Annotated in this window: 8 protein-coding genes and 1 tRNA gene; 3 read left to right on the forward strand and 6 right to left on the reverse strand. The window is 71.5% G+C overall.

Translation table 11 applies throughout. The features are described 5' to 3' along the window. Both ACZ573_RS38040 and ACZ573_RS38045 read right to left on the reverse strand, forming a co-directional pair. Nucleotides 1-251: glycosyltransferase (locus tag ACZ573_RS38040; RefSeq protein WP_471313440.1), on the reverse strand; the 251-nt coding region annotated here is incomplete at its 3' end. Nucleotides 252-421: 170 nt separating this feature from the next. Beyond that, nucleotides 422-1,696 carry a glycosyltransferase 87 family protein gene (locus ACZ573_RS38045; RefSeq protein WP_471313443.1) on the reverse strand — a complete coding sequence of 425 codons (1,275 nt, stop codon included), beginning with the start codon at nt 1,694-1,696 and terminating at the stop codon, nt 422-424. 369 nt (nt 1,697-2,065) lie between these two features. Between ACZ573_RS38045 and ACZ573_RS38050 the strand changes: the two genes are divergently transcribed. Both ACZ573_RS38050 and ACZ573_RS38055 read left to right on the forward strand, forming a co-directional pair. Continuing rightward, nucleotides 2,066-2,138 (forward strand) — tRNA-Arg (locus ACZ573_RS38050). A gap of 233 nt (nt 2,139-2,371) precedes the next feature. Further along, a complete protein-coding gene (locus ACZ573_RS38055; RefSeq protein WP_471313446.1) occupies nt 2,372-3,214 on the forward strand; it encodes a nitroreductase/quinone reductase family protein in 843 nt (280 codons plus the stop codon). Here ACZ573_RS38055 and ACZ573_RS38060 read toward each other — a convergent pair. From ACZ573_RS38060 to ACZ573_RS38075, 4 genes are all read right to left on the reverse strand, one after another. Beyond that, the gene (locus ACZ573_RS38060) at nt 3,117-4,463 is read right to left on the reverse strand and encodes an ATP-binding protein (RefSeq protein WP_471313449.1); all 1,347 of its coding nucleotides are present in this window, start codon (nt 4,461-4,463) and stop codon (nt 3,117-3,119) included. The two genes, ACZ573_RS38055 and ACZ573_RS38060, sit on opposite strands and share 98 nt — an antisense overlap. A 197-nt stretch (nt 4,464-4,660) precedes the next feature. Then, the gene (locus ACZ573_RS38065; RefSeq protein ID WP_202506911.1) at nt 4,661-4,864 is read right to left on the reverse strand and encodes a hypothetical protein; all 204 of its coding nucleotides are present in this window, start codon (nt 4,862-4,864) and stop codon (nt 4,661-4,663) included. 112 nt (nt 4,865-4,976) lie between these two features. Continuing rightward, the gene (locus tag ACZ573_RS38070; protein ID WP_471313452.1) at nt 4,977-7,004 is read right to left on the reverse strand and encodes an MFS transporter; all 2,028 of its coding nucleotides are present in this window, start codon (nt 7,002-7,004) and stop codon (nt 4,977-4,979) included. Between the two features lie 104 nt (nt 7,005-7,108). Further along, nucleotides 7,109-9,793 (reverse strand): D-alanyl-D-alanine carboxypeptidase family protein, encoded by a 2,685-nt coding sequence (locus ACZ573_RS38075; RefSeq protein WP_471313455.1) that lies wholly within the window; start codon nt 9,791-9,793, stop codon nt 7,109-7,111. Nucleotides 9,794-9,979: 186 nt separating this feature from the next. Between ACZ573_RS38075 and ACZ573_RS38080 the strand changes: the two genes are divergently transcribed. Continuing rightward, on the forward strand, nt 9,980-10,714 hold the full coding sequence (locus ACZ573_RS38080; protein WP_030390041.1) for a GOLPH3/VPS74 family protein: 735 nt from the start codon (nt 9,980-9,982) through the stop codon (nt 10,712-10,714). Nucleotides 10,715-10,951 lie beyond the last annotated feature (237 nt).

Below are 10,951 nucleotides of genomic sequence, written 5' to 3' on the forward strand. Positions count from 1 at the left end.
CGGGCGAAGCGCACGATGCGCAGCTCGGGCCACTCCTGGCGGATCTTCTGCATGATCACCGGAGTGGCGTCGGTGGACCCGTCGTCGATCCCCACCACCTCGTAGCTGATCCCCATGCCGTCCAGGATCGGGCGCAGGCGCGCCACGGTCAGGGGCAGGGCCTCCTGCTCGTTGTAGATCGGGATCACCACCGACAGCACGGGAGCGGGCTGGGTGATCGCGGAGTCCGCCGGTGCTTGCGCGTTGTACATGGCTGGTCGCCTGTCTTCAATCGCCGAGTACGGAAGACCGCCGACGGACGTGCCGGCGATCCTGACCGGCCGTGCGCGGCCGGTCGAGAGTGGGTCTGTGCCGGTGGGCCGCAAGGCAGCCCAGGCGGTGAGGCAGCCCGGGCGGTGAGGCCTCGGCGTCATCCCCGGTGCTACGCGACCGGGGTGGTGGGCCGGGTGTGCGCGGTGGCGGGTTCGCGGGTGCCGACTCCGGAGGAGTTGTCCGTGCGGCGGAACTCCAGGATGGTGACGACCACCAGGTGGACGACGGCCACTGCCATCACGGCAGCGTAGACCGCCATCTCGGGCATGGGGTTGAGCACGCCGTGGTAGTCGATGTACTCCATGTAGGAGCCGAAGGACGAGATCTGCACGAGGATCGGAAACGCCCAGAGCCGCTTGGGCAGGTAGAACGCCGCGAGCACGCTGAGGACGTCCGCGACGTAGAAGTAGCGTTCGTGCATCGACGGCAGCAGGAACGGCACGAGCGTGGCCGAGACCGCGGCCATCAGGACGACGTGCGTCGGCGTGATCTCGCCGGCGCGGCCGCCGAGCCGCATGGACGCACGGCCCACGCGCGAGAACACGACCAGCGCGGTCAGGACGAGGACGATCAGCCCGGTACCGAGGATGCCCGCCCTGCGGATGGCGTCGACATGATCGCCCGCGGTGAAGAACTGATACACGGACGGCGCGTTCATGGTGAGGAACTGGTAAGTCCCGGTCTGCCGCGCGTAGATGGTCAGCAGCTTCACGGGGTCGGCACCGAGCAGCAGTGCGGGCACGTCCAGGGCCAGGAAGACGGCGGGAATGGCCACGACCGCCTTCAGGGGCAACCGCCGGATCAGGAGCAGCACGAACAGGAACGGGAAGATGAAAACGGTCTGCAGCTTGAATGCGAGCGCCAGCCCGAAGAACGTGCAGGCCCACCAGGGACGGTGACGCAGCACGAAGTACAGCCCGCCGACGATGAACGTGGTGAAGATCGAGTCGGCCTGCGACCACCACGCACTGTTCGTCGTCACCGTCGGCAGGAACAGCACGATGCCGGCGGCCGCGAGAGGCAGGGCCGGCCGGCCGGGGTGCCGCAGAGCGGTGATCCGGAACGCGAAGAACGCCAGGATCAGGTCGAATCCGACCGAGACGGCCTTGATTCCCGTGAGCCACGGGATCGGCAGGTGCGTCAGCAGCGCCAGGACGTAGAGATAGGGGACGTTGTAGTCCGAGAAGCTGGTGTCCTTGAGGGCGCGGAAGCCGCCGTTCGCGGAGATGTGCTGAGTCCAGGGCTTCAGGAACACGACGAAGTCGGTCGACTGCTCGTGCCGCAGCGACAACCGTACGGCGAGCGCGGCAACGACGACGAAGGCTGCGATGGCGTAGATCCTGCCGGGCCGCCCGAGGAACCCTGCCGACTCCGCTCCAGGCATGCTTGAACGGAGCCTGGCGGCTATTCGTGACATTTCAGACCTTTGCAGCGATGAACGAATCAGTCTTCGAGGTTGGCGAACAATGCAGCCCTGCCGGCCACCAGTATGCCGTCGCCCCGCACAGGCTCGGCTGCGGCAGCACACGTGATCTTGCACAGCCTCGGCCCCAGACCTGCGGCAATCCATGCGACCACTCCCAGCACGATCCGCTAGGCTGTCAGCGGTCAGACGGCTACCAGGCGTGTGCCCGGGAAAGTGTCCGCGAGGACGCCGACCCACCCGCATACGCACGCAAGCTGACCAGGACGTTTGTCCGTCCGAGTCGGGCTGCCCCAGCGGGGTTTCCGGCAAGGTTCGCGACAAGCCCCCGCCTTCGTAGCTCAGGGGATAGAGCACGGCTCTCCTAAAGCCGGTGTCGCAGGTTCGAATCCTGCCGAGGGCACGGACGAGGCCCCGCGGTCGATATCGATCGCGGGGCCTCTTCGCGTTGTGGTTACATGGCGCATGTGTCGCGTGACGCCGCCTACTGAGATGTGGGCCGGGCGGTGGTTGGGCAGGCACCTGTTGTTGAAGGACCGGGCCCATGGGCATGTACGCCACCGGCTACGGGTGATCTCCCTCGGTTGTTTCGCTGTCGTCGCACGCACGCACACACCGTGAGGAAATGCCCACTCCGTGTCATCGTTCAATCACACTGTCATCGAAGAATTCAGGGCGAACGCCGGCCAGGTCGGCGGGCCCTTCGAAGGTTCCGAGCTGATCCTGCTCACCACCACCGGCGCCAGGTCCGGGAAGCCGCACACCGTTCCGCTCGGCTTCGCCCGCGAGGGCGGCGACGGGGAGCTGCTCGTCGTCGCGTCCGCCGCCGGGGCCGACCGGCACCCCGCCTGGTACCACAATCTGCTCGCGCGGCCCCTCGTCGAGGTCGAGACCGGGACGGAGACCTACGAGGCCGTCGCCGTCCCCGCCCAAGGGGCGCGGCGGGACGAGCTGTTCGCCCGGATCGTCCGTGCGGAGCCCGGGTACGGCGAGTACCAGGAGCGCACCCGGCGGGTGCTCCCCGTCGTCGCGCTCCAGCGCACGCACGAGACCCCGGCTCAGGAGGGCGGGATCGCCGGGAAGCTGCTCGACGTGCACGGCTGGCTACGGGCGCAGTTGGCCCTCGTACGGGAGCTCGCGCGCGAGGAGCCGCAGGACGCCGCGGCGGCTTCGCTCGGGCTGCAACTGCGCCAGCACTGCCTCGCGTTCTGCCATTCGCTGGAGTTCCACCACCGGAGCGAGGACGCGGGCCTCTTCCCGTACCTGGAGCAACAGCATCCGCACATGCGGGAGTTCTTCCGCCGGATCGGGGCCGAGCACCGCGTCATCGCGCGGCTCCAGGAGGAGCTGGTACGGGCCCTGGACGCGCCCGGCGCCGGGTTCAGCGAGCGGGTGGAACGGATGAGCCAGGAGCTGGAAGCTCATCTCGACGGCGAGGAAGCGCAGTTGCTCCCGGTGCTGCGGGCCCTGGAAGCGTGACGCGGGCCTCGGCGCCGCCCGCCTTCCGGTTGTGGAAGGTGAGGGTGGCGCCGAGGACCCGGGCCTGGCCGGCCGCGATGGTCAGGCCCAGCCCGTGGCCCTTGTTCGTGCCCTCCGTACGGAACCGCTGCGGGCCGGCGGCCAGCAGGTACTCCGGATAGCCGGGGCCCGAGTCCGTCACCGTCAGGGTCCGGCCGTCGACCGTGAGCGTGACCGGGGCGGCGCCGTGACGGTGCGCGTTGGCCACGAGGTTGTCCAGGATCCGCTCCAGGCGCCGCCGGTCCGTCTCCACCCGCAGGGGTCCGCGCGGGCCGCGCACCTCCAGGGCCGTGTCGGTGCCCGAGGCGCGGATCGTGCGTGCCGCCAGGTCGGCCAGGTCGTGCGAGTCCAGTTCCAGGCGTTCGCCGCGCGTCTCCAGCCGTGAGATTTCCAGGAGGTCCTCGGTCAGCGAGCGCATCGTCCGCACCCGGTCCCGTACGAGCTCGGCCGGGCGGCCCGGCGGCAGGAGCTCGGCGGCCGCGTTCAGGCCGGTCAGCGGGGTGCGGAGCTCGTGGGCGACGTCCGCCGTGAACCGCTGTTCCGCCTCGAGCTTGCACTGCAGCGACGAGGCCATGGTGTCCAGGGCCCGGGAGACCGCAGCCACCTCGTCCTTGCTGCGCGTGCTGTCGTCGACGCGCGCGTCGAGGTCGCCGGCGCTGATCCGGCGGGCCACCTGCGCGGTCAGGTGCAGCCGCCGGGTGACCCGGGTGACGACGAACGCGCCGATCAGGAGGGTGCCCGCGATGGCGAGCCCCGAGGAGCCGAGGATGGCCCGGTCCAGTTCGGCGATGGTCCGCTCGCTCGCGCGGAAGTCCACGGAGACGGCTATCGCGCCGCCGTGGGCGGCGGGGCCGGCCGCCCACATCACGGGCCGGCCCCGGTACGTGCCGACGGCCGTGCCGCGTCCGCCGCCGACGGCCAGGGCGCGCAGCTCCGGGGGCAGGCCCGACGGGTCGATGCCCTCGCCGCGCGGCATGCGCGCGCCGGTCTCGTAGGCCTCGACGGTCCGTTCCAGCCGGGTCAGCGCCTTCTCGCGGGCGGCGCCCACGGTCTGGCGGGTCATGGCGCCGTGCACGAGGCAGCCCAGCAGTGCCGCGAGTCCGCAGCACATGAGGGTGATGAAGACCGTGGCCTTCCAGGTCAGGGTCGAGGTCCAGGCCGGCAGCCGCGGGCGCGGCCGCAGCCGCTCGTCGCGCTGCGTGTCGTTCATGGTCACGTCACGGTAATGCGCGAGCCCCGGCGGGTGAGCGGCGGGAACCGGCCGGATCGCACCGGCTCAGGCCGAATCACATCGGCAAGACGCTGCCCGGCCCGGAGCGCCCCGGCTCCCGCCGGATCGCGACCCACAGCGGCATCGAGGCACACGAAGCCCTCCCGGCCCAGGCCGGAAGGGCTGTGCCATCACGGTCAGCTCAGGCCACTGCTGCGCTCGCCGATACGGTCGCCCTGCGGAGTGCCGGCCCGCTTGAGCGCGGCCTTCGTGTGCAGTCCGCCCTTGACCTTGCTCCGTACCGGACCGCTGAAGCCGTGTCCCGGAGCGCGCGGCGGCTGTGCCTGCTCCTGCGCCTTCGCGATGGCCGCCCGGACATCCCGCTTCTGCTCTTTGTTCATCCCGTCGTCAACTCCTTCGGGAAGCACCCAATCGGACTACTGGGATCGTATGCACATATACGGACCAACGCACCCGGACCACTGTGTAAAGAATTCCGATCAAGAGCCTCGGTCAGGGGCGCGGCGGAGCCGGACGCTTCGGCTGGCCCAGCGTCTGGTGCACCAGGTCCTCCGGGCAGGGCGTCCCCCGCGGCAGCTGGTACTTCGCCGCCACCCGGTACTCCCCCGGCGCCGGTGCCAGCAGCTCCGTCCACACGTCCCCGGTGTCGTCCGGAGCGGCCTTGAAGAGGCATCCCGCCGTGTTCGCGTACTGCTTCCGCAGCGCGCCGCCCTCCCCGCTCCCGCCGCGCGCCTTCGAGGCGAAGGTCTCCTGCGGCGGCGGTACGGGCCTGCCCGCCGCGTCCACCAGCCCCAGCCACGGCGAGTGCGGGATCCGCACCAGCACCCGGCCGGGCTGCTTCACGTCGACGACCAGCTGGTCGGCGCTCGCCCGCACCACGGTCGCCGGTCCGGCCACCAGGTCGGTGGGCTCGTGGACCTTGAAGAGCTGCCAGTTCGCGTCGCCCCACACCTGCTGGAGGTACGGGAGCCCCCCGCGCACCAGCTTCGCCTCGTCCTCGCCGCCCGAGTCGGGCTTGTCGGCGGGCAGCACCACGTAGTGCACGGCCCAGCGCTCCAGCCAGGCCCGGTAGCTGTCGGCGGTGAGGGTGTCGTCGTAGAAGAGCGGGTTGCGCTCCAGGTCGGCCTGCCGGTTCCAGCCGCGCGCGAGGTTCACGTACGAGGGGAAGGCGGAGGACTCGCGGTGGCTGCTGGCCGGGACCACCTCGACCCGGCCGCGGTCGGCGCCCGCCTTCTGCAGCTGGTCGACGAGCGGGGCCAGCTCCCGGCTCCAGGCGGCCAGCGGGGTGGTGCGGACGATGTCGGTGACGCTGTTGGTGGTGATCCAGGCGTTGATCCCGACGATGGCGAACAGGACCGCGTACCAGCGCCGCGAGCGCGGAAGCTCGTACGGGAGGGCCGCCAGCAGCGCGGCCCCGCCGAACAGCATCACGAGGCGGGTGACATTCGAGCCGACCTGGGAGTCGATCACCCAGGTGAGGAAGACACCGAGGGCGTAGACGGCCGAGGCGATCCGGACGGTCTTCCACCGCCTCGGTACCAGGAACAGGATCAGCAGCCCGAACGCGAACGGCAGCCCCGCCGAGCCGATCTTCATCGGCTGCGTCCCGGAGAACGGGAACAGCCACGCCGACAGCCCCACCACGGCCACCGGGGCCAGCCCCAGCGCGTACGCGCCCGGTCGCCGCCCGCTCAGGAACAGGGCGGCCGCGATCACCCCGAGGAAGAGCCCGGCGACGGGGCTGGCGGCGGTCGCGAGGCCGGCCAGCGGGGCCGCCACCGCGGCCTTGGCCCAGCGCCGCTCCGCCCACTTGCGGGGCCAGCAGAAGACGGCGGCGACGGCGCCGAGCGCGAACAGCACGCCGAGGCCGAAGGTGACACGGCCCGAGAGGGCGTTGCAGAGCAGGCCGTAGACCCCGGCCAGGGCGGGCCACAGGGGCTCGCGCACGGCCCCGCGGCAGCGGGTCAGGATCAGCGCGAGCAGCCCCGCCGAGACGGTGCCGGCGATCATCATCGTGGTCCGGACGCCGAGCATGTGCATGAGGTACGGCGAGACCACGCTGTACGAGACGGGGTGCATGCCGCCGTACCAGGCGAGGTTGTACGCCGAGTCGGGATGGCGGCCGACGAACTCGGCCCAGGCGTCCTGCGCGGCCAGGTCACCGCCGCTGTTGGCGAAGCTGAAGAACCAGACGACGTGCAGCAGCCCGGCGAGGACGGTGGCGACGGCCACCGGATGGCGCCGGGCCCCGTCGAGAACGGCACCGATCGGGCCGCGGGGCGGCCGTATGCCTCCGGGCACGGAAGGTGCGGCGGAGGCGGCGGAGGCGGGAGACGCGGTGGACCCGGCGGGCACGGCGGACCCGGCGGACCCGGCGGTCGTGGCGGTCGTGGCGGGCGCGGCCGTCGCGGCGGGCGCGGCCGTCGTGGCGGGCGCGGCCGTCGCGGACACCCCGGAAGCACCGCCGTCGGCCGACGGGATGGCCTCCTGGCGCCGACCCTGCTGCTCAGCGGTGGTCACTGCCGCACTCCCCAACCCATGAGTACACGAACTTCCCGGGGGCCTAGACGCGGCCCGGCGCCCCGGGGTTGCCCAGGGCGCCGGATCCACGCTCTCACCGGATGTCAGCCGACGCGCGTCAGCTTGCTACCGATCCCGGGCGCGGCCAGGTCGTCCTTCAGCGCCACCGGCACCTTGACCTGGCTGGCACCCTCGCCGACGGTCAGCACGCCGACCTCGGTACCGGCCGTCGCGGTCTGCGGCATCTTCGCGCCGCCGTCCGCGAGCTTGACGTCGACGGTCAGCGAGGCCCAGCCGACCGCCTGCACGTCGGCGGTGGCCACGACGGGCGTCCGGCCGCCGAGACCGTCGTCGACGTACCCCACGACCTGGCCCTTCTTCACGACGGTCGCGCCGTCGAGTGCCTTCTGGGTGGCGAGCATCAGCTGCTTGCTCGCGGCGAGCACGGTGTCGATGATCGCCGGCTTGTGCTGGCCGAGGACGGCTCCGACGATCAGCTGGTTGGTGTTGCCGACCTTCTTCTGGGCGGCGAAGAGCAGGTTTCCGCCCGCCTTGGTCGTCGTACCGGTCTTGATGCCGAGTGCGCCGGTGGGTCCGGTCAGGCCGTTCCAGTTCCGCCAGCTCTTGCCGGAGGGGTCGATCCAGTTGGGCTTCTTGGTGATGTCGAGCAGCGTCTCGATCTCGACCAGCTTCAGACCCAGCTTGACCTGGTCCTCGGCGGTGCTGACCGTGGTCGCGTCCAGACCCGAGGGGTCCGTGTACGTGGTGTTGGCCATGCCGAGTTCCTTGGCGGTGTCGTTCATCTTCTTGACGAACGCCTCCTGGGAACCGGAGTCCCAGCGCGCGAGCAGCCGCGCGATGTTGTTGGCCGACGGGATCATGAGGGCGGCGATCGCGTCGTACTCCGAGATCTTGTCGCCCTCCTTGACCGTGTCGAGGGTGGACTCGTTGTCGGTCGAGTTGTTCTTCTTGCCCTCGGTCTCGGCCGTCTTGTCGACGTCGATCATCTCGCCCTGCTCACCCTTCTTTATGGGGTGGTCGCGCAGGATGATGTACGCCGTCATCGACTTGGTGACGCTCGCGATCGGCACCGGCTTCTGCTCGCCGGACTGGCCGAGCGTGCCGAGGCCGGCGGCCGCCATGTACGCCTGCCCCTCGGTGGGCCAGGGCAGCTGGGGCATGGCGCCCTCGAAGGTGTACGAGGACTTCCCGGTCATGACGAGCTTCGGCTCGGGCAGCGGGCGAACCAACTGCACGACGGCCAGGATGACCACCAGGAGCGCGACGAGCGGCGCGTAGATCTTGACCCGCCGGATGGCGGTGCGCATCGGGCTCGGCGGCGGGGGCGGGTTGTTCGTGAGGTCCGCCAGCATGTCGAGCGGCGGCTTGGGCGGCAGCGGCTGCTGCGTGGTCCGCTCGGAGTGGTCGAACCGCGCGGCGGCGGGCGGAACCGGAACCTTCGGCCGCGGCCCGGCCGGCGCGGGCGTCTTCGCGGGCGCGGACGGGGTCGCGCCGCCTTCCGGACGCAGCGGCACGAAGGTGCTGCCCTTGGGCGACTCGGCCGCGGGCCGGGCCTCGGCGGGCTTGGACTCGGCGGGCTTGGCGGCGAGCCTGGCCTCGGCCGGCTTGGCCAGGTTCGGCCGGGCGGGGGCGGGCTTGGCGGGGGCCGGCTTCGGAGCCTGCGACTCGGCCGCGTCCACCTTCGGGACACGGAAGACGGCGGTGCGCTCGCTGTCCACGGGCTTCTCGGCCGCCGCGGCCGGCTTCGCCTCGGCGGCGGGAGCCGAAGCGGAAGCGGGCTTCACGGCGCGGAACACCGCGGTGCGCTCACTGTCCGCCGACTCGTCGGCCTTCGGCTTCTCGGCCGCGGGCTTCGGCCGCTCCCCGGCGGGAGCCGAAGCGGAATCTGCCTTGAAGGCACGGAACACGGCGGTGCGCTCGCTGTCCGCGGGCTCCTCGGCCTTCGGCTTCTCGGCCTTCTCGGCCTTCTCGGCCTTCTCGGCCTTCTCGGCCGCAGACTTCGCCTCGGCGGGCGTGAAGGCCCGGAAGACGGCGGTGCGCTCGCTGTCCGCGGGTGCCTCCGCCTTCGGCTTCTCGACAGCGGGCTTCGCCTCGGCGACCGGAGCGGAGGCAGCGGAGGAATCGGAAGCGGAATCCGAGCTGGAGCCGGAATCGGAGTCCGGCGCCTCGGTACGGGCATCCGGCGTGCCGGCCCCGGTGGCGTCGGGCTCGTCCGTGCTCGCCTTGCCGTCCACCGAAGCGGAATCCTCGGCCTCGGCCGCAGCGGTCTCGCTGTCGGCGCCATCGTCGTCGGCGTCATCGGCATCGTCGGCGTCATCGGCGGAGGCGACCCATGCCGCCACCGCATCCCGCAGCGGGTCCCGCGCGCCGGCTCCGGCCTCGGACTCGGCTCCGGACTCGGCTTCGGACTCGCCCCCGCCATCGGCTTCGGCTGCGGCTTCGGCTTCGGCCTCGGACTCGGCTCCGGAGTCGGCTTCGGACTCGCCCCCGCCATCGGCTTCGGCTTCGGCTTCGGCTTCGGCTTCGGCTGCGGCTGCGGCTTCGGCTTCGGCTTCGGCTTCGGCTTCGACATCGGCTTCGACATCGGCCTGGACATCGACATCGACGTCAACACCGGCACCGGCACCGGCACCGGCAGCAGCCGCGGCCCCGCCGCTCTCGGGATCCCGCGGCCGGAACACCGACAGCCTCGGATCACGCTCCGCGGACGACTCCGCCGCCCCCGGCGCTCCTTCATCTACCGACTTGTCGGGGGACTCGCCCGCCACCGTTCCTCCTCCATCGCCGCCACGTCCGGCTGTCCGAATGTCTAACAGTGTCCCGTCTCGGGAGCATCGCCCCCGTGCTAGACGAGAACGACATAGCTGCGGGTTCCCCCACAAAGCGGCCACGCGCTCTCGACAGATGAATGTGAGAGGCGTCACCCTGTCACTCATCCACGCGGGGAGGCATGGATGGGCAGGAGCCGCAGAACAATTCCGGAGGAGCTTCTGCTGCTCGCCTTGGACCCGGCCACGGGTACCACGGCGCAGCCGCAGTCGCTCGACCTCGGCCTGGCCGGGGCACAGCTAGTGGAGCTGGCTCTGGCAGGACGGATAGCCCCTGATGGGGATCGTATCGCCGTGGTGATGCCACGGCCGACAGGAGATCCGACTCTGGACTCCGCACTGGAACTGCTGCGCAGGCGCGGCAGCCCGGTACGGGCCGTCCACTGGATCGGCGGACCCCGACTGGGGCTCCGTCAGATTTACCTCGCTCATCTGGAGCGCTGCGGCATGGTGCATGCCGTCGCGGGACAGATGTGCGGAGTGCTTCCGACGACTCGCTACCAGGCGACGGACACGGAGATCAGCCGGGAGATCCGAGCCCGGCTCGACAGTGCGATCCGCACCGGCGTACCGCCGGACCCGCGGACCGCGGCGCTCGCCGCACTGGCCCACGCGGTCGGACTCGGCAAGCACCTGTACCCCGGCAACGAGGGGCGGTCGTCCAGGTCCCGGCTGCGGGACCTGATCCGGCACGACCCGATGGGCGGACTCGTGGCGCATGCCGTGATGGACGTCCAGAACGGTGTGGCCGCACAGCCACGCCGTGACCGCGCACCCGCACCGCCGGCCCGGGCCACGGCGAGCAGCGTTCCGCTGCAGCCGCGCCGGACGGGCGCGATGGCCCGCGCGGCAGCGCACTGATCCACCCCGTTTCCACCCCCGTTCCACCCGATCACCCGTTCCACCCGCTCGATCGCACCACCATCACCACCATCACCACCATCGCAACGCCACCGCCCCGACCGACGTCCGCGAGGACCCGGTCGGTTCGGGAGCCGCCAGCGCGGGGGGGGGGGGGGGGGGGGGGGGGGGGGGGGGGGGGGGGGGGGGGGGGGGGGGGGGGGGGGGGGGGGGGGGGGGGGGGGGGGGGGGAGGGGG

It is taken from the genome of Streptomyces sp. NPDC040545, assembly GCF_055595065.1.